The organism is Kribbella sp. NPDC056345, assembly GCF_042262745.1.
Lineage (GTDB): Bacteria > Actinomycetota > Actinomycetes > Propionibacteriales > Kribbellaceae > Kribbella.
The window spans coordinates 627963-651463 of record NZ_JBHJQQ010000003.1 but is presented as its reverse complement, the minus strand read 5'-3'; the positions used below and the strand labels follow the sequence as shown (position 1 = coordinate 651463).

The window sequence follows — 23501 nt, the reverse complement described above, 5'->3', positions numbered from 1 at the left end:
CTCATGAGAATCCTGACAGCTGTACTGCGGACGATCCGGAACAGCCCGCGGCTGGCGATCGGGCTGGCGATCCTGCTGGTGATGGTGCTGATCGCGGTGTTCAGTCCGCTGATCGTGAAGGGGATCGGCGGATCGACGGATCCGCTGGAACTGGCGGCGTACGAGCGGTGGCTGGTTCCCGGGCCCGATCATCTGCTCGGGACCGACCAGTTCGGGCGTGACGTGCTGGCGATGGTGGTGAGCGCGCTCTCGGTGTCGCTGCAGATCGGGGCGATCGCCGGGGTGATCTCGACCGTGGTCGGCGTGATCGTGGCGTTCGTGGCCGGCTACAAGGGCGGCTGGATCGACGGGATCCTGTCCACGTTCACCGGGATCTTGCTGGTGATCCCGACGTTCCCGCTGCTGATCGCGCTCTCTGCGTACGCCAAGAACGTGAGTCTCTTCCAGGTCGGCGTGATGATCTCGATCTTCTCCTGGCCGTTCGCGGCCAAGACGATCCGCGCGCAGGTGCTGAGTCTGCGCTCTCGCCCGTACGTCGATCTGGCCCGGGTCAGCAAGGCCCGTGATCTCGAGATCATCACGACCGAGTTGCTCCCGAACCTGCTCCCGTTCATCGGCGTCGGGTTCGCGTCGTCGGCGCTGGGCGCGATCTTCGGGCTGGTCGGGCTCGAGGTGATCGGGCTCGGTCCCGGGGGCGTGATCGATCTCGGGCAGATCATCTTCAACGCGATCAACACCGGGGCGCTGACGCTGGGCGCCTGGCCGATGTTCGTGGTCCCGATCGTGCTGCTGACCTTGCTGTTCGCTGCGCTGAACATGGTGAACATCGGGCTCGAAGAGGTCTACAACCCACGGCTGAGGGGAGTGGCCGGTGAGTGAATCGGTGAAGGAGTCCGCCAAGCACAAGGGGACCGCGAGCGACTCCGGTTCGGTGCTGGAGATCAAGGGTCTCGACGTCACCTACTCGACCAGCCGTGGCGATGTCCAGGCTGTGCGTGGGCTGGATCTCGCCGTCCGCCGGGGCGAGATCCTGGGGATCGCGGGGGAGTCGGGCAGCGGGAAGAGCACGCTCGCCGTGGCGCTGCTGCGGCTGCTGAAACCGCCGGGGAAGGTGACGGGCGGGTCGGTGATGTTCCACCCGGCCGGGCGATCGCCGGTGGATCTGCTCAAGGTGAACGGCGAGGAGCTCCGGGTACTGCGGTGGAGCGCTCTCTCGTATCTTCCGCAGGGATCGATGAGTTCGCTGAATCCCGTGATGCGCGTTCAGGACCAGTTCAAGGATGTGATCCTGGAACACGCTCCGGCGCGCAAGGACTCACTCGGTGAGCTGATCCCGCGTCTCCTGAGTCAGGTGGGTCTCGAGCCGCGCGTTGCTCGGATGTACCCGCATGAGCTTTCCGGTGGGATGAAGCAACGGGTGCTGATGGCGATCGCTGTAGCTCTGGAACCTGATCTCGTGATCGCGGACGAGCCGACCACCGCTCTGGACGTGACGATCCAGCGGGTGATCCTGCAGTCGCTGGCCGATCTGCGCACCGACTTCGGGGTGACGCTGATGGTGATCTCGCACGACATGGGCGTGCACGCGCAGCTGGCCGACCGGGTCGCGGTCATGTACGAAGGCCGGTTGGTCGAGGTCGGCGACGTACGGCAGGTGTTCAAGGATCCACAGGACCCCTACACCCGGCAGCTGATCGAGTCGATTCCGCAGGTCGGAAGGAGAACATCGTGAAGTCGGAACTCGAGCTTCGCAATGTCCAGCAACGGTTTCACGCCCGTGGGGTCGCCGCCGGCTACATCACCGCGGTCGACGACGTGAGCTTCACGCTCGCGGCCCAGCCGCCGCAGGTCGTCAGCCTGGTGGGCCAGAGCGGCAGTGGCAAGAGCACGATCGCCCGGAACGTGCTGGGTCTCCAGAAACCGACCTCGGGAACGGTTCTCTACGGCGGCAAGGACATCTTCAAGCTCAGCCGCGCCGAGTACGACGCCTATCGGCGCGACGTACAACCGGTGTTCCAGGATCCCTACGCGATCTTCAACCCGTTCTACCGCGTTGATCGCGTGCTCTGGAAAGCCGTGAACAAGTTCGGCCTGACCAAGAGCCGTTCCAAGGGCCTGGAGCTGATCGAGGAGTCCCTGAGAGCGGTGCGTCTCGAGCCCGAGAACGTTCTCGGGCGTTACCCGCATCAGCTCTCCGGTGGTCAGCGGCAGCGGATCATGCTGGCCCGGGTCCACATGCTGCGGCCGTCGTTCATCATCGCCGACGAACCGGTCTCGATGCTGGATGCCCAGGTCCGCAAGCACTTCCTGGACATCCTGCTCGACTTCCAGCGCGAGCACGGCATGACCACGCTCTTCATCACCCACGACCTGTCCACCGTCTACTACCTCGGTGGCGAGGTCATGGTGATCACCAAGGGCGAGATCGTCGAACGCGGTCCCGTGTCCACGGTGATGCACGAGCCGTCCCACCCGTACACCAAGCTCCTCCTCGACTCGATCCCGCAACCCGACCCCGACCGGCGCTGGACGAACCGCATCACCGTGGACGAACTCGAGGAACAGGAGCGTGCCGACGCCAAGGCCGCCCCGGCGCCGGAGGCTCCAATCATCTGACTCGGACGGTTCAGACCGTGCGGATGGCCGGGTCGCTCAGGCCCGGTACGCCGGTCTCGACGTGGCCGGCGAAGCGGCGTTGGTACGACGTGTCGGTCGGAGTCGTGACCGTGACGTCGTACCAGCGGCGGGTGGTGGTGATCAGGTGAGTGGTCTGACCGGGCTTGAGGTTGAGGGTCTTGGGCGTGCCGCCGTAGGCGTTGGTGATGGTGACCTTGCGGGCGACGTCGGTGCTGAAGGTGAGCTTGACGTCACCGGTGCGGGTGTCGCGGGCGGTGATCTCCAGAGCCGTGGCGGGCTTGCCCTTGAAGGCACGGAGGAAGCCGTTCGCGCTGTGCACGGTCAGGTCGTAGACGCCGCCGTACGCCGTTGCGTTCCAGCTGTCAGAAAGCGTCTTGCCGGCCGAGGTCGTGTAGGTCCACGGGCCGTCGGTGCGGTTGTACGCGGTGACGAGGAACTGCGCACCGGCCCTGGCACCGGACGAGAACGTCAGCGTGTAGCGGCCGCCGGCCGCGGCGCCGTCGACGATGGATGCGTAGGGCAACGGCCTGGTACGGCGGGAGCCGCGTTCCTGCGCCGGGAGTTCGCCGAGCGGGGGCGACGTCGGCACGTAGGTCGGGTGCCGCTCGTTGTCCGGCGGCTCGTAGTCCGAGGTGTCGGGGAGCGGGACCGGCCGGCTGTTCGCCGTACCGAAATCGAAGGCGGAGGTGAGGTCGCCGCAGATCGCCCGGCGCCACGGCGAGATGTTCGGCTCCTCGACGCCGAACCGCTTCTCCATGAAGCGGATGACCGAGGTGTGGTCGAAGACCTCGGAACACGTGTAGCCACCGGTGCTCCACGGCGAGACCACGATCATCGGTACCCGGGGCCCGAGACCGTACGAGCCGGCGCCGTACCGCTTGTCACCGGGGAAGTTGTCGGGGCCGACGTCGACCGTGGACAGACCCTGGTTCGCGTCGGCCGGCGGGAACGGCGGGACCACGTGGTCGAAGAAGCCGTCGTTCTCGTCGTAGGTGATGAAGAGCGCGGTCTTGCTCCACACCTCAGGGTTCGAGGTGAGGGCGTCCAGGACGCGGGAGATGTACCAGGCGCCGTAGTTGGTCGGCCAGTTGGAGTGCTCGCTGAACGCCTCGGGCGCCGCGATCCAGGAGATCTTCGGGAGCCGGTTCGCCTTGACGTCGGCGCGCAGTTGGCCGAAGTAGTCCTCACCGGCCTTGGCGTTCGTCCCCGTGCGGGCCTTCTCGAAGAGCGGGTCCCCGGGCTTGGCGTTGCGATAACTATTGAAGTAAAGCAACGAGTTGTCACCGTAGTTGCCGCGGTAGGCGTCCTCGATCCAGCCCCAACTGCCGGCCGCGTCCAGCCCGTCGCCGATGTCCTGGTACACCTTCCAGGAGACACCGGCCTGCTCAAGCCGCTCCGGGTACGTCGTCCAGCCGTAGCCGAGCTCGTCGTTGCCGAGAACCGGACCGCCGCCGGTGCCGTCGTTACCCGTGTAACCGCTCAACAGGTAGTACCGGTTCGGATCGGTCGCGCCGATGAACGAGCAGTGGTACGCGTCGCAGAGCGTGAACTTGTCCGCGAGCGCGTAGTGGAACGGCATGTCCTCGCGGGTCAGGTACGCCATCGTGGCGACGTGGCCCTTGCCCGGAATCCAGTTGTCGTAGTTGCCGCGATTGATCGCCGCGTGCCCGTCCGGCCAGCTGTGCGGCAGGCCGGTCAGGAACTGCAGCCCGAGGTCGTCCGCGTCCGGGTGGAACGGCGGGACCTCCTTACCGGCCTTGTCGCGCTGGTAGAACACCGGCCGGCCGCTCGGCATCACCACCGGCCGCGGATCACCGAAGCCGCGAACACCCTTCATCGTGCCGAAGTAGTGGTCGAACGACCGGTTCTCCTGCATCAGTACGACGATGTGCTCGACGTCGTTGATATCGCCGTACCGGTGCTGCGCCGGGATCGCGGCGGCCTGCTCGATGCTGTTGGCCATCGCGGCGAAACCGGCCGAGGCGCCGGCCAGTTGCAGGAACCTGCGGCGATTGATGTCTGGCATGCGTGTCTCCTGTCGGACGGGTGGGGCGGATGGAGTGTCAAACACCAGCACTGCATCGCCCGCACCCTAACCTGAACGATTAACCGACGGAAGATGAACTTTACTGTCTCTATATACGCAGTTTCACGCCATTATGATCAGCGCTTGATGGCGACGCAGGTGGCGGTGGCGGTCTTGGACGGATCGCTCTCCGACTTCGCCGTCAGGGTGACCTTGGCGACCGGGGCACTGCCGGCCTTGGTGTGGACGGGGACGGTGACGTGGCGGCCGGCGTCGGCCGTGGTGAGGGCGTTGGGGAGGGAGACTGCCCAGTCCTTGCCGTTCACCTTGGCGGACAGGCGGTAGACATCACCCTTCAGGTACGCCGAGACGTCCTCGGGGTGCTGTGATGCAGCGCCGGCCTTGCCGGTGTTGGTGAGCTTGAAGTTGCAGGTCTGCACACCGGAACGACCCGGTACGGCGACGGTCGGCTGCACGCGGACACCGCGCTTCTGCGCTCCGGAACCGTCGAGTGAGCGGATCGCGACCGTGTACGAGAGCACGCCGGCCCGGTCCCGCCGTACGTTGGTGATGTAGAAGTGCAGGCGGTTGGCGGCGTCGGTGTACTCGTACTCGCTGCCCGAGTTCGTGCCCGCGTGGAAGAGGGCGTCCGACAGCTGGCGGTAGTCGCCGATCGTGATCGGGACCTTGGTGCCGTCCGGCAGCACGTAGTCGGTCATGTTGATGTCCTGCGGGTTGGCGTCGATGACCCACTCGAACGGCGCCGCGTCCTGGTTCTTGGTCTTCGCCAGCAGTACGCCGGAGTCGGGAGTGAACGAGTCCGTGCCCATCCGGTCGACGACCTCGACCGTGTAGTTGTTGTACCCGCGGCCGTCGCAGAACGGATCCTTCGACGTGTCGCAAGCAGGTGCGAGGTCACCGGCACCACCGAGCTGGATGTTGACGCCCGACAGGCCCTTCGCACCCGGGTCGACCGCCCGCGCGGTGACGTCCGCGATCACGACGCCCGAGCCGGCGAGCGCCTCCCGGGACAGCCGCAGGACGTTCTGCTCGTCGACCATCTCGAGCTTGATCTTGTTGCGCAGCATGTGTTGTGCGCCCATCGAGGCGCCACCGGTCGCCGGGATCATCCACCGGCTGTGCGGACCACCGGGCCCGTTGAACGTGCCCCGGCTGAGCATCTCCCACGGGCCGCTGTAGTCACGCCGCGCCGGGATGCCGAACGGGTTGTTGTAGTTGTCGCCGATCCCCAGGATGTGGCTGAACTCGTGCGCGTACACGCCCATCCCGGAACTCTCCGCCTGCGTCGACGAACCACCGCCGGCGTTCGGCCAGATGGTCGAACCAGCGGCCCAGGACGTCCACTCGACGTACCGGGTGTTGGACCAGTTCGGGAGCGCGGGGTCCGGCGGGCCGAACTCGTCGGTGACGTCCTCCTTGGTCGGGAACTTCATCGACCCGAACTCCTGCCAGGTCGACGACTCGTCCTGACCGGCGCTGAGGAAGAACACGAAGTCGAACCCGGCCGGTACCTCCGGGCCCTGGTCCGCGACCCACGCGGCGCGGCCGTCGGTGCGGATGTTCTTGTTGCAGCTGTCCCCGGCCGGGCAGTCGCTCGGCTTCTGCATCTCCATGGCGTACTCGTGCGACTTCCCCGGCATCCGGTACGGCCCGAACCCGGTCAGGTCGACGCCGTACCGGCCGCCGGAGTCTTCCATCCAGTACTCGTGCAGCGTGCGCCCGCGGTTCAGCTCACCGGGCGTGTTGAGGAAGTTCTGGTAGAACTTCGCGACCTGGTCCCGCGGTACGCCGTTCGCCTCCGCGCTCGGGTTGCCGAACACCGTCGAGCCCTTGGGCTTGGTGACGACGAAGTCCTGGTTCGGGTAGTCGAGCAGCACCAGCGCACCCTTGAACGTGCGCTTCGACCCCTTGACGTTCGGGTCGGCCCAGTTCGTCCCCGGAGGCTTCTTGTAGTCGGACCACGTCATGTGGTCCGGGTTCTCCCAGTTCTGCGGATCGATCGGCCCCGGCAACCCCTCCGGCGCCGCATTAGCGACCCGCTGCGCCGGCCCCGACTCCTGCCAGGGCTGTTGCTGCGGCCAATGCGGGTACTGCCAAGCGTTCGCGGGGTCCGGGGGAGCGCTCGGTGACGCAAGCGCCAGGCTCGGCGCCGAAATGGCGGCCAGCAGGGCGATCACACGCAGGGCGATTCGGTATTTCCGTGGTTCAGACACGGGCGGGCATCCGATCGACGAAGAGACATGACAACGTGCGGCCACGAGCATGCCCTGACAACACTCCTGACCACAACAGATGAGATGACTGTATACAGTATGTCGTTCAGTGGTTAGTCTGGCCGGGCATTGGCGGCGTGGGATGGAGGAGCTATGTACACGGTCACCGACCCGGCGACGGGTGTGCTGGTTGAGGAAGTGGCGAACTCGACGGCGGAGGAGGTTCGCGACGCGATCGGGCGGGTGCATGCGGCGTACCCGGACTGGCGGGACCGGCCGGTGGCCGAGCGGGCGGGGATCGTGGGGCGGGCGGCGGACCTCTTCGAACAGCGGGCCGCGGAGCTCGCCGCGATCATGACGCAGGAGATGGGGAAGCGGGTCAACGAAGGGCTGGGCGAGGTCGGCATCGTCGTCGACATCTTCCGGTACTACGCGGAGCACGGGCCGGCGTTGCTCGCGGACGAACCGCTGGAGGTGAAGGGCGGCCGGGCGGTGATCACCAAGGGGCCGATCGGGGCGCTGCTCGGGATCATGCCGTGGAACTTCCCGTGCTACCAGGTCGCGCGGTTCGTGGCACCGAATCTGGTGCTGGGGAACACGATCCTGCTCAAGCACGCGTCGATCTGCCCGCGGTCGGCGCAGGCGATCGAGGACATCCTGCACGAGGCCGGCGTACCACGAGATGTGTATGTGAACACGTACGCGTCGAGCCGGCAGATCCCGGCGATCCTGGCCGACGACCGGATCATGGGCGTCTCGCTGACCGGGAGTGAGCAGGCCGGGATCTCGGTCGCGGCCGAGGCCGGGAAGAACCTGAAGAAGACCGTGCTCGAGCTCGGTGGTTCGGATCCCCTGATCATCCTCGACACCGCGGACATGGACGAGACGGTCAACGCCACCGCGACCGCGCGGATGCGGAACTGCGGTCAGTCGTGCAACGCGCCCAAGCGGATCATCGTGCTCGCCGACCTGTACGACGAGTACGTCGACCGCCTGACCAAGCGCGTCGCCGAGTACTACGTGCCCGGCGACCCGTCCGACCCCGAGACCAAACTGCCGCCGCTCGCCTCGATCGCGGCCGCCGACGAGGTCGCGGGGCAGGTGGCACGAGCGGTCGAGCAAGGCGCAACGCTCCGAGCAGGCGGTCGCCGCATCGGCCCCGGCGCCTACCTGGAGGCGACCGTCCTCACGGATGTCGCACCCGGCACGGACGCTTACTACGAAGAGATCTTCGGCCCGGTCGCGATCGTCTTCAAGGCCGAGGACGACGACGATGCGGTCCGGATCGCCAACGACACGCCGTTCGGCCTCGGCGCCAGCGTCTGGGGTACCGACCCGGACCGGTTGCGTCGCGTCGCGGACCGCATCGACGCCGGAATGGTCTACTTCAACCGCGCCGGCGGTTCCCAGGCCGACCTCCCCTTCGGTGGTATCAAACGCTCCGGCATCGGCCGCGAACTCGGCCCTGCCGGCATCGAGGAGTTCATGAACCACAAGTCGATCCGGCTCTGATGGCAGCTTGACGCCACGGCGCGTCACGACAGCTCACCGGCGGCCAGAATTTCCGTATGAGGGATGATCGGTTGGCCGCTGCCGTCGGGAACGCGTCGCTGCTGGGTATCGGGTACCTGTTGTTGCGGCGTTGGCGATTGGCGATCGCTGCGCAGCTGATGGCGGTTGCCCTGGTGGCGTTGTTGCTGGTGGAGAAGGCGCTGTGGTGCGAGATCGCGCTGGCGGTGTGGTGGGTCGCGGTCGTGGTGCACGGCTGGACTGCGGCAGGGAAGCCCGGGACCCGATCCGTACGCGAGCAGCGGCTGATCGCCTTGGGTGTCACGATCCCGGTCTTGCTGACGGGCGTCTTCTTCCGGGTCGAGGCGGCCGGCATCCAGCGCGAGGTCGCCGAGGCGCGGGCCGCCGGAGACTGCGCGGGCATCACCGCTGCGCAGCAGAAGGTCCGGTACGGCGATCGGATCGCGGATGCCGCGGGTATCGATCGGCTCGACGTCGACGTCGACGCGTGTGCCCAGCTGCAGGAGATCGCGCGCATGCTGCAAGGCACCTTGCCCGGCCACACGAACCTCCTGGCCGAGCAGTTCGAGAAGCTCACCGCGGTGCTCGCGAAACCGGGGCATGACAAGACCGTGGAGAAGGTGCTCGACGAGTACCTCGGCAGCCTGTCCAAGCAGAGCTCGTGTGACACCGTCAAGCTCGCCACCTGGCTGCGGGATCGTCAGAAGACCCAGAACGTGCTGGACAAGGCGGGTCCCGTCGGCGACGGCCTCGTGCCCGGCAGCCAGTTCGCGTGCGCGCAGTCCGAAGCCAAAGCGGCGCAGTGGCGCGCGGCGTCGTACCGGTATCGGGAGCTGATCGCCCGGTACCCCAAGGCTTCCGTCACGTCGAAGGCGAGGGCCGCGCTGGTCGTGGCCACGCTGCAGGTGCAACTGCTCGACATCCGCAACCTGATCGACGCCGGCGAGTACTGCGACAAGCCGGCCGCGTACGGCGGTGCGCCGAGGTACCGCCGTGGGGTGAACCGCGCGCTCTTCCTCGGCGAGACGAACCCTCACATCGCCCGGTTGCCGAGGCAGTGGATGACCGACGTACCGACCAACGCCTCGGTGGTGATCTGTACCGGCGCGCTGGAGGACGGGCCGGCGATCAGGACGTGTCCGTACACCCGTGAGGGCCAGACCTACACGTTCTACCGCACGTTCCGGAAGGTCGTCGTACCGGTGAAGATCTATGCGATGCGCACCGGCCGGCTCGTGAAGAACGCCAAGGTGGCGATCGACGGCGAGGCCTGCCCGCTGGTCTACACCGACACCTCCGGCCTGCTCCCGTTGGTCGGCTCGACCATCTCGACGCCGGTCGAGCCCAGCGACGCGAATGTGCGAGCTGCGTTTCAGCCGTTGCTGGTCCGGCCCTGAAGGCTTATCGTTTCGCGCACCTAATGTGACCGCCCAATCACTGTGAGGTGCACGATGCGATTCCGCCCTGTTTTTCCCGCCCTACTGGCGATTACTTGCCTGACGGCAGGTGCCACGACCGCTACTGCGGCCGGCCCGTCAACGACACATGAAGCAGCGACCACCAAGGCCCAGCAGTCCGCGGTGACGAATTTCTGGACCCCCGAGCGGATGCGATCCGCCGTACCGATCGACCAGCTTCTGACGCCCAAGCAGCGGATCAGTGCTCCGGTTGCTGCAGGTAAGGCATCCACCGTCTCACCGACTGCGTTCCCGAGCGGAGGAGGCGCGTGGACCGGTGGCGGCAAGATTGTTGCCACCGAGGGCCGGGTGTTCTTCACCTACACCGGCCGTACGGCGTCCTGCAGTGGGACCGCGGTGACGAGTGGTAACGAGAGCACGGTTGTCACGGCCGGGCACTGCGTGAAGCTCGACGGTGCCTTCCACACCAACTGGGTGTTCGTCCCGGCGTACAACAACGGCGCGACGCCGTACGGGACGTGGACCGCGAAGAAGACCTATGCCACCCCGCAGTGGGTGGCCAGTGAGGACATCAACTACGACATCGGTGCCGCGGTGGTGAACCCGCTGAACGGCGCCAACCTGACCGATGTGGTCGGCGGGCAGGGCATCGCGTTCAACCAGGCGCGCGGCCAGAACATGTACGCCTTCGGCTACCCAGCAGCGGCGCCGTACGACGGCTCCAAGCTCATCTACTGCAGTGGCAAGGTGTTCAACGCGTTCATCTCGGACGGCCTCGGCATGACGTGTGACATGACCGGCGGCTCGAGTGGAGGCGGCTGGTTCCTCCAGTTCAGCGAGTCGACCGGCGCCGGCATCGTCAACTCGGTGAACAGCTACAAGATCAACTTCATCCCGACCTGGATGTTCGGCCCGTACTTCGGCACCGACGCCCAGAACCTCTACAACACCGCTCAGGCAGGCTGATCCCTGCGGTGCGCACCGGGTCCGGGACGCGCTGCGGCGTCGCGTGGTGAAGCCACGTGATGACCGGCCGCGCACCGGACCTCGGTGTGCACGAGCGCACCGCACTCGCGGTGCGTGACCTCGACCGGTGAACCCTCCTCGCCGACCAGGTACTTGTCACCCCAGTCGCGGATCGCGATCAGGATCGGGTACAGGTCGCGCCCCTTGCCGGTCAGCCGGTACTCGAACCGCTGCCGCGCGCCAGGCTCCTGGTACGGCGTTCGCTGCAGGATCCCGTGGTCGACCAGCGTCGCGAGCCGGTTCGACAGCACCTGCCGCGGCACGCCCGTCCGGGTCCGCATGTCGTCGAAGCGGCGGACGCCGTTGAACACCTCGCGCAGGACGACGACCGTCCACCGCTCGCCGATGATCTCCATCGTCCGGCCGACCGGGCAGTTGTCCGCCGACCAATCCAGCGCGTTGTACATGGGGAGCATCCTAATGAGCCCTAAGTCTCGTTGACAGACCCAGCAAGGACTGTGAGGCTCGGCCCATGACGGAAATCCAGGACGGCACCCGCACCCGCACCTTCAGCTGGCCGGACCCGGCGGAGATCGCGGCCCGGGTCGGCAGCACGTCCGGACTCGAGATGCTGCAGGCGCTGCGCGACGGCGAGATCCCCGCGCCGCCGATCCTGCAGCTGGTCGGGGCGACCGGGATCGAGGTCGAGGAAGGCCAGGTGACGGTCTTCATGCCGGCCCAGGAGTACCACTACAACCCGCTCGGTACGGTGCACGGCGGTGTGATCGCGACGCTGCTCGACACCGCCGCGGGCTGCACGGTCCACTCGACGCTGCCCGCCGGAGTCGGCTACACGTCACTCGACCTGAACACGCGCTTCATCAAGCCGGTCACCGTGAAGTCCGGCGAACTGCGCTGCACCGGTTCGATCATCAGCCGCGGCCGCCGTACTGCGGTCGCCGAAGCGAGGCTGGTGGACGAGCGCGGGACGCTACTTGCCCACGCGACGTCCACCTGCCTGATCTTCGATCTAGCTCAGTAGCTTCTCAACAGCCGACAACCGCACGCAGACCGTCAGACCGGCGACCGCGGTCTCGAGCTCGTCGAGCTCCGGGTACGTCGGCGCGATCCGGATGATGCTGTCCGACGGGTCGTCGCCGTACGGGTGGGTGGCGCCGGCCGGGGTGAGCGCGATCCCGGCCGCCTTCGCCTTCGCGACGACGTCCGCTGCGCAGCCCTCGGGCACCCGCAGCGTGATGAAGTAGCCGCCGGTCGGAGCGTTCCAGGACGCGAACCCGGTGTCGCCGAGCTCAGCGGTGAGGATCTTGTCGACCGCCTCGAACTTCGGCCGGATCAGCCCGGCCAGCTGCCGCATGTGCTCATGCAGCCCGTCGGCGTCGCGAAGGAACTGCACGTGCCGGAGCTGGTTGATCTTGTCCGGGCCGATGCTGCGCTTGACCGTGTGGCTCGCCCACCACTTCAGGTTCGCCGGCGAGGAACCGAAGAACGCGACCCCGGCCCCGGCGAAGGTGATCTTCGAGCTCGACCCGAACACGAAGACGCGATCCGCGTTCCCGTGCTCGGCAGCCAGCGCCAGTACGTCGGCCAGCTCCGCGTGCTCGTCGGTCAGGTGGTGCACGGCGTACGCGTTGTCCCAGAAGATCCGGAAGTCCGGCGCAGCCGTCGGCATCGCGGCGAGCCGCCGTACCGTCTCGGCCGAGTACGTCGTCCCGTCCGGGTTGCTGTACTTCGGCACGCACCAGATGCCCTTGATCGAGGCGTCACCGGCGACCAGCCGCTCGACCTCGTCCATGTCCGGGCCGTCCGGGGTCAGTGCGACCGGGACCATCTTGATCCCGTAGCGCTCGCAGATCCCGAAGTGCCGGTCGTAGCCGGGGACCGGGCACAGGAAGGTGATCTCGTCCTCGTCGGCCCAGCGGCGCTCGGCGCCCGGCACCTGACCGAGCAGCGCGAACACGATCGCGTCGTGCATCAGCTCGAGGCTGGAGTTGCCCGCGGCGAGCAGCTGGTCGGCCGGCACCTGCAGGTCCGCGGCGAAGATCGCCCGCAGCTCGGGCAGCCCGTTCAGCCCGCCGTAGTTGCGCAGGTCGGTCCCGTCGGCAGCCACCGGCCGCTCGACCGCACCGAGGATCGCATCGGCGAGATCGAGCTGTCGCGGCGACGGTTTACCGCGGGTCAGATCGAGCTTCAGCCCCTTCGCGGCCAGCGCGTCGTACTCCGCCTGGGCGCGGTCCCGCTGCGCCGTCAACTCTTCCACCGTCAAGGCCGAACCACCCACGACATTTCCCTTCGCTGCAAATCGTCACGCACAGCTTAGTGCGATCCGACAGCGCGCTATACCACGGGTCAGCGACGCTTGCAGTTGGGGAACTTCGGGTCCCACGGCGGGCAGTCCGGACCACCCGGCGGTTTGGTCGTGGGTGGCGGGACCGGGATCGTCGGCATGCCCGGCGTCACCGGGGGAGTGGTGGGCGGCAACGGCACCTTGCTGCCGTTGGACAGCCACAGCGTGACCATGGCACCCGGCAGGGCGCCGTCCTCGGTCCGCGGGCTGGTGTAGGCGACCGTGCCGGAGACCGCGTCGGAGTCGACGAGGGTGTCGGAGACCGAGACCTTGAAGCCGAGCGCCACGAGCGCGGCGGTGGCCTGCTCCGGCGTCATCCCCTTCACCATCGGCAGGTCCTTGACGTTGCCGCGGATGGTCTTCTCGTCCGGCTGGACGAACTTCGACGACGGCAGCCCGGCCAGGACTCCGCGCATCGCGGTCTCCCAGATCGGGCCCGCCGTACCGGAACCGGAGGCGTCGCGCAGTTTCTTGCCGTTGAAGATCTGGCCGATCAGGTTCTTGGCCGGCGGCGCCGCGTCGGCGACCACGGAGGCGGCCGCGTACTTCGACGAGTAGCCCGCGAACCACACGGCCTTGTTCTCGTTGACCGTTCCGGTCTTGCCGGCCAGGTCGCTGCGGCCGAACTTCAGCTTGCTACCGGTGCCCTTGCCCTCCATCACCTGCTTCAGCACGTAGTTGACGCCGTCCGCGACCTGCGGGGTCATCACCGGCTTGCAGCTGCGGCCCGGCGTCGCGATCGACTTGCCGCGGACGCTGGCCACGGCGGTCACCACCTGCGGGTTGCAGAACACGCCCCGGGCGGCGAACGTCGCGTACGCGCTGGACAGCATCATCGGCGTGATCAGACCGGCCGAGCCCAGTGTCATCGACGGAACCTGCAGCAGCGGCTGCTCGGTCTGTGCGTCGCGCATCCCCATCTTGGCCGACAGGGTGGCGATCGGGCACAGGCCGACCTGCTCGGACAGCTGCAGGAAGTAGGTGTTGGTCGAGGCCTGCGCCGCCTCGATCATCGACGGGTCCGGGACCGTGCGGGTCGAGTTCGTCGGCTTGTAGTTCTCGTCGGAGGCGACACCCTTGCAGGTCTTGAACTCGCGGCCGCTCAGGTCGAGCATCTGCGGGGAGTTGATCCGGTAGTTGAGCGGGACGCCCTTCTGGATCGCGGCGGCGATGGTGAACGCCTTCATCGTCGACCCGTTCTGGAACCCGCCGAACCCACCGGGGTAGGACTTCTCGACGTTGTAGTTGTACGCCGTCTGGTTCTTCTTGAACCCGTACGGCTTGCTCTGCGCCATCGCCTTCACCAGACCGGTGTTCGGCTCGACCACGGTGATCGCGGCCACCGCCTGGTCGGTCGGCTTGGAGTGCTTGTTGATGGAGTTCTGAGCAGCGGCCTGCAGCTTCGGGTCGAGCGAGGTCCGGATCGTCAGACCGGCGGTCTGGATGTAGTTCTCCCGGTCCTCCTTGGTCCGGCCGAAGACCGGGTTCTCCTTCAGCTTGGCCACGACGTAGTCACAGAAGAACGGGTACTTCGAGTTCGCGCAGCCGTTCGGCACGACCTGGACCTTGCGCGGGTCGACGACGGCCGTCTTCATCGCGGCCCGGGCCTGCTTGGCGGTGATGATGCCGAGGTCACGCATCCGCGCCAGCACGGTGTCGCGGCGGTCCTTGGCCCGCTTCGGGTGGTCGGTCGGGTCGTACCCGACCGGGTTCTTCACCAGACCGGCCAGGAGGGCCGCCTGCGGCAGGTTGAGCTTCGACGCGGGCACCCCGAAGTAGTGCCGGGCCGCGGCCTCGACGCCGTACGAGCGGCCGCCGAAGAAGGCGAGGTTCAGGTAGCGGTGCAGGATCTCGTCCTTGGAGACCTTCCGCTCGACCGCGATGGCGTAGCGCAGCTCGGCGAACTTCCGCTCGTAGGTGTCGGCGGTCGCCGCCGCGCGCTCCTCGGGACTCTTCGCCTTCGCGATCAGGCTGAGCTTGACGTACTGCTGGGTGATGCTGGAGCCACCCTGGGACACCCCGCCGGCGGTCTGGTTGCGGAGCAGCGCGCGCAGCGTGCCCTTGGCGTCCAGCGCACCGTGCTCGTAGAAGCGGTCGTCCTCGATCGCCACGATCGCCTTCAGCATGATCGGGTTGATCGCCTTCAGCGGGACGTCGGTCCGGTTCTCCTTGTAGAGGGTCGCGATCAGCGAGCCGTCCGCCGCCTGGATGACCGTCTTCTGCTGGGTCGCCTGGATGTCCAGGTCCTGCGGGAGGAACTGGACGGTGTTGTGTGCCGTCTGTGTGGTCACGCCGGCCAGGCCGGCCAGCGGGAGCGCCAGACCGGCAACGAGAGCGCCGGACAGAGCGCTCACCAGGAGAAAGAGGAGCACCGACCGGAAGACACCGGGGCGGGCCGGCTCACTTCTGTGCATGACCCGGCACAGTACGGCAGGTCCGGGGGCTTCGGCAGGCCATACGTTACGGAATTAACACATTTGACCCGCAATCTCACCCTAAGTGGTCACGCTCTCACTTCCCCGTGACGAAACGGACATGCCACTCCGTGACCAAACCGGCCGAACGTGACCCGCGTCTCACTGCTTAAGAGAGCGAACAAAGGGGAGAAGCATGAAGCGATTGATCACCACATCGCGTCGCTCGTTGATCGGCCTGGCCGCACTGGGGACCGCCGGGCTGATGCTCGCGGGGGTGGTGCCGGCCCAGGCAGCGGCGCCGGCCCGGGTAGTTGCTGCCAGCAACAGTCAGGCCCTGGCCTTCGGCACCAGGACCTTCGGCTGTCACCCGGAGTACGGGTGTCACGCCTCGGCGGTGCTGCCGAAGTCCTGGAGGTACACCAGGCTGGGTAACGGCGAGGGCCGTTTCTCCGATCGCGCCGTACCGCGAATGATCCGGATCGATACCGAGCTGGCCACGCACCCGGGTACCGCGACCGCCGCGCTGCGCAAGCAGCAGGCGCTGAAAGGTACCCGGGGGCTGAAGATCCTCGGCCTGCAGAACGGCACGATGAAGTCGACGACAGGGCAGGGACCGCTGCGGGTGTCCACGCTCGTCTACACCTACCGGAGCGGCTCGACCACCCGCTGGGTCGCGACCCGCTACGTCGGTTTCTCCGGCAACAAGACCGCTGACGCCGAGATCACCGTCGGCGGACGTCTGCAGGACCGGGTCCTGCTCGGCACCGTCCTGACCAAGGCCACCCAGTCCCTGGCCAAGTGGTGCGGGTGCTGATCGGTCAGCGCCGCAACACCTCCGGTACGTCGCCGTCGGCCAGCACACCAAGGCGTTTGGTGGCACGGGTGATGGCGACGTACAGGTCGGAGAGGCCCCGGGGGGACTCGGCGACGATGCCGGCCGGATCGGCAATCAGGACCGAGTCGAACTCGAGGCCCTTGGACTGGGTGACCTCGAGCAGAGCGACCGGCGCGTCGAGTACGGCCGGGTCGTTGCTGTGGGCAACGTCGTCCAGTACGGCGGCCAGTTCGTCGTACCGGGGTCCCGGGACGAGCACCGCGAGCCGGCCGTCGCCGATCGCCTCCCGTTCGGTCTTGATCGCGTCTCGGAGGGCATCGACGAACTCCGCACCGGGCACGGCGCGGATCCACGGCTCGTCATCGCCCTCGCGCACTGACACAGGGGGCCGCAGGGCCGGATCGATCGCGGCGAGAACGTTCGCCGCCACCGTCATGATCTCGGTCGGCGTACGGTAGTTGACGGTCAGCTCGGCGCTACGCCACCGGCGCGGCGCGTACCGCTCGAGCAGCTCGGACCACGACTTCACACCGGCGTCCGTCCCGGTCTGCGCGATGTCACCGACCAGCGTCATCGAACGGCGTGGGCAGCGGCGCATCAGGAGCCGCCAGTCCATGGCCGACAACTCCTGCGCCTCGTCCACGATGACGTGCCCGAAGACCCAGCTGCGGTCGGCGGACGCGCGCTCGGACACCGTTCCAGGGTTCCGGATCAGCTCGGTCCGGCGAGCGACGAGGTTCTCGAACTGCTCGATCTCCCACGGCATCACCACGATGTTGGTCGCCTCCATCTGAACCTGGACGACCTCCTTGGCATACCTCCAGTTCTCCTCGGCCTCCGCAGCTGCCGCGGCCGCCTGGTGTTTCCGGGCGGACACGGTGGAGTCGAGTTCACCGATCAACTCGGCCGCCTCGTCGAGCAGCGGTACGTCGGATGCCGTCCATGGGGCGTCGATCGGCCGGAGGATCGCGGCCTGATCGTCCGCACTCAGCTGAGGCGCCGCCGCGGCGAGGCGCTCGGCCGATGACAGCAGCACGCTGACCAGGAGCTGCGGGGTCAGCTCCGGCCAGAGATGGTCCAGAACGCTGTGCACCCGGTCGTCCTCGGCCAGCTCTTTGCGGATGTCCTCGATGTCGTCCTGACCGACGTACTGCCGGCCGATCTTGTCGACGACCTGATTGGTGAGGACGGTCAGGATGCGGCGCACGAAGATCCGCCGCGCCGGGTTGTGCGGCTCGTCGGACTCGAGCGCCCGCTCCTTCGCCTTCCGCACCGCGTCCGGCCGCAGCACGAGCTCGTGCTGATCGACCTTCAGGTTGAGCGGTGCGTCCGGGACCCGCTGGAAGTTGGCGACCGCCTGGGCGAGGACGTCGACCATCGCCAGGTCGCCCTTCACCCGCGCGGCCGTCGCGCTCTCGGCCGCATTCGCCTCAACTCCCGGATACAGCTCACCGACCGTCGCCAGTACGACGTCGGTCTCGCCCAGCGACGGCAGCACCTGATCGATGTAGCGCAGGAACGTCGTGTTGGGCCCCACGACCAGTACGCCGTTCTGCGAGAGCTGCTCGCGATGCGTGTAGAGCAGGTACGCCGCTCGGTGCAGCGCGACCACGGTCTTGCCGGTACCGGGCCCACCCTGCACGACCAGTACGCCGGGGAGCCCGGAGCGGATGATCTCGTCCTGCTCGGTCTGGATGGTCGCGACGATCTCGTTCATCCGGCCGGTCCGGTTCGCGCCGAGTGACGACAGCAACGCCGCCTCGCCGATCAGCGTGCTGCGGTCGCTGTCCTGCAGCGCGTCGAGATCGAGTACGTCGTCGTCCACGCCGATGACCGTGCGGCCGCTGAGGCGGATGTGCCGGCGCCGGGTGACCCCGAGCGGCGCGGCCGGGGTGGCGCGGTAGAAGGACTGGGCGAGCGGTGTCCGCCAGTCGATCAGCAGCGGGTCGTACTCCTCGTCGAACAAACCGATCCGGCCGATGTGGAACCGTTCGCCGCCGGTCTCGTCGATCCGGCCGAAACACAAACCGCGTTCCACCGACGACAGTTGTGCGAATCGGCCGGAGAACAGAGTGGTGAATGATTCGCGTTCGCTGTACCCCTGCAGATTGTCGACGGTGTTCTCACCCTGAACGCGTTCCAGCTCACCGCGTGCCCTTTCGCGCAACACGTCGAGCCGTTCGTACATGATCGCCACATGCCCTTGTTCTTCTGCCACTTGCTGTGCCAGCAGCTCGTCGGCCACAGTGCCCCCGATCGTTCTTGAAATACCTTTGGTTGTCTGATAATCTGTCCTTAGTTGCCCCTGAGAGGGCAACTTTTTTGTTTCAGACACAAACACCCAACGGTATCTATTTCCGGGGTTACTCGCAAGCAATAGCAGTTCGTAAAGCCATATCAAGTGGCCCGCACGCGCCCGACTGCCTGGGCTCCGGCCACCACTGGCGGTCGGAGACACCGACTAATGGCCGGAGACCGGGTCTTCAGGTCTCCGGCCCCGCCTTCCTCTCTCCGGCCGCTCCGGCACGTCCCCTCGACGCGGTGCCCGGATCCGCCCCAAACCGGTTCGGGGAGGATCCGCGCCGGCGCCGAGCTGCTCCGGGGAGGATCCCGGACCGATTCGGGGGGTGAATCCTCCCCAGATCGCCTTCGCGGCGGTGAGGCGACCAGTTGCCGAGGGCTTGAACAGGAACTGCTGGGCGTGAACAAGTTATGACCTGTTCACGCCCACTACCGAGGGGTCACACCCCAGTTGGTGTCAGGTGGGCGTGATCTGTGCGGCGGAGCCGCGGATGATGAGGGTGGTGGCGAGCTCGACGTGGTGGGAGTCGATGGTTTCGCCGGCGGCCAGGCGCAGGGCGGTGCGCAGGGCGACGGCGCCCATCTCGCGGAGCGGTTGCTTGACCGTGGTGAGTGGCGGTGAGGCGAGTCGCGCGACTTGGGTGTCGTCGAAGCCGACCACGCTGAGGTCCTCCGGAATCCGCAGGCCGCGGGCCCGGGCTGCCTCCATCACGCCGAGCGCGACCTCGTCGCTGCCGGCGAAGATCGCGGTCGGCCGGTCCGGCAGGTCGAGCAGGACAGCGCCGCCGGCCACGCCGTCGTCGTACAGGAAGTCGCGTTGCCAGATGTAGTGCTTCGGCACCGATGCGCCTGCGGCCTCCATCGCGCTGCGGAAGCCGCTCAGCCGTGCCTGGTTGCAGCCCGAGGTGGGCGGGCCGCCGAGGTAAGCGATCCGCCGGTGCCCGAGACCCAGCAGGTGCTGGGTTGCGGCCATGCCGCCGGCGAAGTTGGTCGAGCCGACACTCGTGACGTCCGGCTCCGGAATGTTGGCCGGATCGATGACCACCAAGGGGAGCCGGGCGCGCGACAGTGCCGCGAGATCCGCATCGGTGAGCTCGCTGGTGATACCGATCGCGGCCCGGCGGCCGCCGGTGATCAGCTCGCGGATCCACCGGCTCGCTCGGTCCGTCGTACTGGACTCGTGCCGCGGATGCGCATTCAGTACGACGTCGATACCGGCGGCCTGGCCGGCCACGACCACGCCCTGGATGATCTCGACCGAGTAGTTGTTCACGGCCCCTTGGTAGAAGAGCTCGACCGAGTCCCGGACGACGGTCTCCGGGCGGCGGCCGACGTACCCGTGCTGGGCGAGCAGGTCCTGCACCCGGGCGCGGGTCGCCGAGGAGACGTCGCTGCGGCCGTTCAGCACCTTGGAGACGGTGGCGATCGAGACCCCGGCGTTGGTCGCGACGGTGGCGAGCGTCACCGCACCTTTCGGACGTGGCATCGCTGAGTCCTTCCCGGGGCGATCGATGTGATCTGCCGATTATCGAAACTTTTCGAAGATACTGGCAAATCGGCACGCCGTCAGTGCTGCGCGGAATCCCCTGGTGAGCAAGGGGATACGTGACCTCACTGTGACCCTGGGAAGGTGGTTGTTCAAGTCTTGACAGTCACATCTCCGAAATCTACGTTACGAAACAACTTCCTGGAGACGGAGATCACAGTGGACCCCCTGAAGACATCGCGCCGGACCTTTCTCAGCCTGGCCGCGGTCAGTGCGCTCGCGGCCTGCGGTACCTCCGGCCCGAAGACCACCCCCGGATCGACCGGTGCCGCGGCCGGCAGCGGAGCGACGTACTGGTTCCTCACCGGTCAGCCGGGGCAGACCATCCGGGAAGCGCAGGTCAAGCGGTTCAACGACGCGAACCCGAGCACCCAGCTGAAGACGAACTCGTTCCAGAACGACGCCTTCAAGCAGAAGATCAAGACCGCCATCGGCGCCGGGCAGGGCCCGACCCTGATCTGGGGCTGGGGCGGCGGTGGCCTGAAGAGCTACGTGCAGGCCGGGCAGGTCGAGGACCTCACCGGCTTCTTCGAGCAGAACGCCGCGCTCAAGGAGTCGATCTTCCCGTCCTCGTTCCCGGCCGCCACGGTCGACGGCAAGCTCTACGCGATGCCGGTCGAGACCACGACGCCGATCGTGCTGTTCTACGACAAGCGCGCGTTCGACAAGATCGGTGCGCAGCCGCCGCAGTCCTGGGGCGACATCATGGATCTGGTGCCGAAGTTCAACGGTGCCGGGATCGCGCCGTTCTCGCTCGGCGGTCAGTCGCGCTGGACCAGCATGATGTGGCTGGAGTTCCTGTTCGACCGGATCGGCGGCGCCGAGCTCTTCCAGGGCATCTTCGACGGCAAGGCCAACGGGTGGTCGGATCCGTCCGCGCTGAAGGCGCTGGACGAGATGCAGAAGCTGATCAAGGCAGGAGGTTTCATCAAGGGCTTCTCCTCCATCACCGCGGACTCCAACGCCGACCAGGCGCTGCTGTTCACCGGCAGGGCCGCGATGATGCTGCACGGCGCCTGGACCTACGGGAACATGAAGGCGTCCGGTAAGGACTTCGTCACCGGCGGGCACCTGGGCTACATGAACTTCCCCGGTGTCGACGGCGGCAAGGGCGACCCGAGCGACACCGTCGGCAACCCCGGCGCCTACCTGTCGATCTCGTCGAAGGCCAGCGACGCCGACAAGGAGATCGCGAAGAAGTTCCTGGCCAACAACACCCTGGACGACGCCTCTGTCGACGAGTGGGTGAAGTCGGGCAACATCGCGGTGGCCAAGCGGGCCAAGGACCGGCTGTCCTCGATCACCGACAAGAACGACGCCGAGTGGCTGAAGTTCATCTACGACACCTCGGCCAACGCCAAGGTCTTCGCCCAGTCCTGGGACCAGGCGCTCAGCCCGACCCAGGCCGAGACGCTGCTCGACAACATCGCGAAACTCTTCCAGCTCTCGATCTCGCCGCAGCAGTTCGCGGACAACATGAACGCGGTGATCGGCAAGTGACGTCACCCCGTACCGGTGCGTCGCACGGGACGGGTGCGGTCAAGTGGATGGTGTTGCCGGCGCTGCTGATGTTCGTGATGTTCGGCGTGGTGCCGCTGGTGGGTGTACTGGTGCTGAGCTTCACGCAGTGGGACGGGCTCGGGACGATCCATCCGGCCGGAACGTCGAACTGGCGGTCCGTGCTGTCCGATCCCGGACTGCCGCACGCGATCTGGGTGACGTTCGAGATCATGATCCTGTCCTGGGCGGTGCAGACGCCGCTCAGCCTGCTGATCGGGACGTTCCTGGCCGGCCGGCAGCGGTACCGCGGCTGGCTCGCGGTGCTGTTCTTCGTGCCGCTGCTGCTCAGCTCGGCCGCGATCGCGATCACCTACAAGGCCTTGCTGGACCCGAACTTCGGGCTCGGTCCCGGCCTCAAGATCGGCTTCCTCACCCAGGACTGGCTCGGCCGCAGTGGTCTCGCGCTCGGCGTGGTGATCTTCGTGGTGTCGTGGCAGTTCATCCCGTTCCACTCGCTGATCTACCAGGGCGGCGTCCGGCAGATCCCGACCTCGATGTACGAGGCGGCCGAGATCGACGGCGCCGGCCGGATCCGGCAGTTCTTCAGCATCACGGTGCCGCAGCTCAAGTACACGATCATCACGTCGTCGACGCTGATGGTGGTCGGCTCGCTGACGTTCTTCGACCTGATCTTCGTGCTCACCGCGGGCGGTCCCGGCGACGCCACCCGGGTGCTGGCACTCGACATGTACAAGCGCGGGTTCCAGGCGAACCTGATGGGCCCCGCCAGCGTGATCGCCGTCCTGCTGGTGCTGATCGGTCTCGCGCTGGCCCTGCTGCTCCGCCGGCTCGGCGGCAGTACGACGGCCAGTCAGCAGGAGGGAGCCTGAGATGGGCGCACGCAAACTTACCCGGCTGAACTGGTTCGGTGGGTCGGCCGCGTGGCTGTGGCTGGTGATCGTGATGGTGCCGCTGTACTGGATCGTGGTGACCAGCTTCAAGGACGAGTCGGCGTACTTCAGCCAGAACCCGTTCGCGTTGCCGAGCGCACCGACGCTGGCGAACTACCGGATGGTGATCGAGGCGGACTTCCCGCGGTACTTCGTGAACAGCGTGATCGTCACGGCGGGCACGATCATCCCCGCCGTCGGCATCTCGTTCCTGGCGGCGTACGCGATCGTCCGCGGGGCCGGCAGCCGGTTCCTCGCCGGGGTGAACGGGTTGTTCCTGATGGGGCTGGCGATTCCGCTGCAGGCGACGATCATCCCGGTCTACCTGCTGATCATCAAGATGCGCCTGTACGACAGCCTGCTCGCGATCGTGCTGCCGTCGATCGCGTTCGCGATCCCGCTGTCCGTGCTGGTACTGACGAACTTCATCCGCGACGTCCCGAAGGAACTGTTCGAGTCGATGCGGGTCGACGGCGCGACCGAGTGGGGGATGCTGCGCACCCTTGCGTTTCCCTTGACCCGGCCGGCGCTGGTGACGGTCGCGATCTACAACGGGCTCGGAGTGTGGAACGGGTTCCTGCTGCCGCTGATCCTGACCCAGAGCCCGGAGCAGCGAACGCTGCCGCTCGCGCTCTGGACCTTTCAGGGGCAGTACAGCGTGAACGTCCCGGCGGTGCTGGCGTCCGTCGTTCTCACCACCCTGCCCATCGCGATCCTGTACGCCGTCGGCCGGCGGCAGCTCCTGAGCGGTCTGACCGCAGGCTTCAGCCGCTGAC

18 protein-coding genes are annotated in these 23501 nt (G+C 67.1%); 11 read left to right on the top strand and 7 right to left on the bottom strand.

Translation table 11 applies throughout. From position 1 onward, the window contains the following. Window positions 1-3: 3 nt before the first annotated feature. Genes ACFCV3_RS13810 through ACFCV3_RS13800 form a run of 3 tightly spaced genes read left to right on the top strand, consistent with a single transcriptional unit; the run spans window position 4 to window position 2616 of the window. Entirely contained in the window at window positions 4-879 is an 876-nt protein-coding gene (locus tag ACFCV3_RS13810; protein ID WP_376030016.1) for an ABC transporter permease, read from the top strand. After that, window positions 872-1732, top strand: coding sequence for an ABC transporter ATP-binding protein (locus tag ACFCV3_RS13805; RefSeq protein ID WP_376030014.1), 861 nt, complete (start codon window positions 872-874; stop codon window positions 1730-1732). Before ACFCV3_RS13810 ends, ACFCV3_RS13805 begins: the two co-directional genes overlap by 8 nt. Then, a complete protein-coding gene (locus tag ACFCV3_RS13800; RefSeq protein ID WP_376030011.1) occupies window positions 1729-2616 on the top strand; it encodes an ABC transporter ATP-binding protein in 888 nt (295 codons plus the stop codon). Before ACFCV3_RS13805 ends, ACFCV3_RS13800 begins: the two co-directional genes overlap by 4 nt. A 10-nt stretch (window positions 2617-2626) precedes the next feature. On the opposite strand, the gene ACFCV3_RS13795 is transcribed toward ACFCV3_RS13800, so the two are convergent. Then, window positions 2627-4663 (bottom strand): phosphocholine-specific phospholipase C, encoded by a 2037-nt coding sequence (locus ACFCV3_RS13795; RefSeq protein ID WP_376030009.1) that lies wholly within the window; start codon window positions 4661-4663, stop codon window positions 2627-2629. Window positions 4664-4800: 137 nt separating this feature from the next. After that, window positions 4801-6897, bottom strand: coding sequence for a M6 family metalloprotease domain-containing protein (locus ACFCV3_RS13790; protein ID WP_376030007.1), 2097 nt, complete (start codon window positions 6895-6897; stop codon window positions 4801-4803). Window positions 6898-7050: 153 nt separating this feature from the next. On the opposite strand from ACFCV3_RS13790, the gene ACFCV3_RS13785 reads away from it, so the two are divergent. From ACFCV3_RS13785 to ACFCV3_RS13775, 3 genes are all read left to right on the top strand, one after another. Further along, window positions 7051-8409 carry an NAD-dependent succinate-semialdehyde dehydrogenase gene (locus tag ACFCV3_RS13785; protein ID WP_376030005.1) on the top strand — a complete coding sequence of 453 codons (1359 nt, stop codon included), beginning with the start codon at window positions 7051-7053 and terminating at the stop codon, window positions 8407-8409. Between the two features lie 56 nt (window positions 8410-8465). Then, window positions 8466-9824: a hypothetical protein gene (locus ACFCV3_RS13780; RefSeq protein ID WP_376030003.1), complete on the top strand. Its 1359-nt coding sequence runs from the start codon at window positions 8466-8468 to the stop codon at window positions 9822-9824. Window positions 9825-10007: 183 nt separating this feature from the next. Beyond that, window positions 10008-10811, top strand: coding sequence for a trypsin-like serine peptidase (locus ACFCV3_RS13775; protein WP_376030000.1), 804 nt, complete (start codon window positions 10008-10010; stop codon window positions 10809-10811). On the opposite strand, the gene ACFCV3_RS13770 is transcribed toward ACFCV3_RS13775, so the two are convergent. Continuing rightward, the gene (locus tag ACFCV3_RS13770) at window positions 10799-11278 is read right to left on the bottom strand and encodes a winged helix-turn-helix transcriptional regulator (protein WP_376029998.1); all 480 of its coding nucleotides are present in this window, start codon (window positions 11276-11278) and stop codon (window positions 10799-10801) included. The genes ACFCV3_RS13775 and ACFCV3_RS13770 overlap by 13 nt on opposite strands. Before the next feature lie 65 nt (window positions 11279-11343). Here ACFCV3_RS13770 and ACFCV3_RS13765 point away from each other — a divergent pair, with 65 nt between their 5' ends. Further along, window positions 11344-11853, top strand: a complete 510-nt coding sequence (locus ACFCV3_RS13765; protein ID WP_376029996.1) for a PaaI family thioesterase — start codon at window positions 11344-11346, stop codon at window positions 11851-11853. On the opposite strand, the gene ACFCV3_RS13760 is transcribed toward ACFCV3_RS13765, so the two are convergent. Both ACFCV3_RS13760 and ACFCV3_RS13755 read right to left on the bottom strand, forming a co-directional pair. Then, the gene (locus ACFCV3_RS13760) at window positions 11842-13095 is read right to left on the bottom strand and encodes an aminotransferase class I/II-fold pyridoxal phosphate-dependent enzyme (protein ID WP_376029993.1); all 1254 of its coding nucleotides are present in this window, start codon (window positions 13093-13095) and stop codon (window positions 11842-11844) included. The genes ACFCV3_RS13765 and ACFCV3_RS13760 overlap by 12 nt on opposite strands. Window positions 13096-13178: 83 nt before the next feature. Further along, window positions 13179-15590, bottom strand: a complete 2412-nt coding sequence (locus ACFCV3_RS13755; RefSeq protein WP_376029991.1) for a penicillin-binding protein — start codon at window positions 15588-15590, stop codon at window positions 13179-13181. Between the two features lie 196 nt (window positions 15591-15786). On the opposite strand from ACFCV3_RS13755, the gene ACFCV3_RS13750 reads away from it, so the two are divergent. Then, window positions 15787-16407, top strand: coding sequence for a hypothetical protein (locus ACFCV3_RS13750; protein ID WP_376029989.1), 621 nt, complete (start codon window positions 15787-15789; stop codon window positions 16405-16407). A gap of 4 nt (window positions 16408-16411) precedes the next feature. Here ACFCV3_RS13750 and ACFCV3_RS13745 read toward each other — a convergent pair whose 3' ends face one another. Together ACFCV3_RS13745 and ACFCV3_RS13740 are read right to left on the bottom strand one after the other, a co-directional pair. Next, the gene (locus ACFCV3_RS13745) at window positions 16412-18673 is read right to left on the bottom strand and encodes a HelD family protein (RefSeq protein ID WP_376029987.1); all 2262 of its coding nucleotides are present in this window, start codon (window positions 18671-18673) and stop codon (window positions 16412-16414) included. Window positions 18674-19186: 513 nt separating this feature from the next. Beyond that, a complete protein-coding gene (locus ACFCV3_RS13740) occupies window positions 19187-20215 on the bottom strand; it encodes a LacI family DNA-binding transcriptional regulator (protein ID WP_376029985.1) in 1029 nt (342 codons plus the stop codon). Window positions 20216-20434: 219 nt separating this feature from the next. Here ACFCV3_RS13740 and ACFCV3_RS13735 point away from each other — a divergent pair, with 219 nt between their 5' ends. From ACFCV3_RS13735 to ACFCV3_RS13725, 3 genes are read left to right on the top strand one after another with little or no spacing between them, the layout of a single operon-like run. Further along, window positions 20435-21775: an extracellular solute-binding protein gene (locus ACFCV3_RS13735; protein WP_376029983.1), complete on the top strand. Its 1341-nt coding sequence runs from the start codon at window positions 20435-20437 to the stop codon at window positions 21773-21775. Beyond that, window positions 21772-22665, top strand: a complete 894-nt coding sequence (locus tag ACFCV3_RS13730; protein WP_376029982.1) for a carbohydrate ABC transporter permease — start codon at window positions 21772-21774, stop codon at window positions 22663-22665. Before ACFCV3_RS13735 ends, ACFCV3_RS13730 begins: the two co-directional genes overlap by 4 nt. Window position 22666: 1 nt before the next feature. After that, window positions 22667-23500: a carbohydrate ABC transporter permease gene (locus tag ACFCV3_RS13725; protein WP_376029980.1), complete on the top strand. Its 834-nt coding sequence runs from the start codon at window positions 22667-22669 to the stop codon at window positions 23498-23500. Window position 23501: the final 1 nt, after the last annotated feature.

Coding starts and splice junctions, on each gene's coding strand:
- ACFCV3_RS13740 (WP_376029985.1), bottom strand. CDS start 20,215: ATGCCACGTCCGAAAGGTGCGGTGACGCTCGCCACCGTCGCGACCAAC.
- ACFCV3_RS13725 (WP_376029980.1), top strand. CDS start 22,667: ATGGGCGCACGCAAACTTACCCGGCTGAACTGGTTCGGTGGGTCGGCC.
- ACFCV3_RS13765 (WP_376029996.1), top strand. CDS start 11,344: ATGACGGAAATCCAGGACGGCACCCGCACCCGCACCTTCAGCTGGCCG.
- ACFCV3_RS13770 (WP_376029998.1), bottom strand. CDS start 11,278: ATGTACAACGCGCTGGATTGGTCGGCGGACAACTGCCCGGTCGGCCGG.
- ACFCV3_RS13755 (WP_376029991.1), bottom strand. CDS start 15,590: ATGCACAGAAGTGAGCCGGCCCGCCCCGGTGTCTTCCGGTCGGTGCTC.
- ACFCV3_RS13795 (WP_376030009.1), bottom strand. CDS start 4,663: ATGCCAGACATCAATCGCCGCAGGTTCCTGCAACTGGCCGGCGCCTCG.
- ACFCV3_RS13750 (WP_376029989.1), top strand. CDS start 15,787: ATGAAGCGATTGATCACCACATCGCGTCGCTCGTTGATCGGCCTGGCC.
- ACFCV3_RS13780 (WP_376030003.1), top strand. CDS start 8,466: ATGAGGGATGATCGGTTGGCCGCTGCCGTCGGGAACGCGTCGCTGCTG.
- ACFCV3_RS13785 (WP_376030005.1), top strand. CDS start 7,051: ATGTACACGGTCACCGACCCGGCGACGGGTGTGCTGGTTGAGGAAGTG.
- ACFCV3_RS13810 (WP_376030016.1), top strand. CDS start 4: ATGAGAATCCTGACAGCTGTACTGCGGACGATCCGGAACAGCCCGCGG.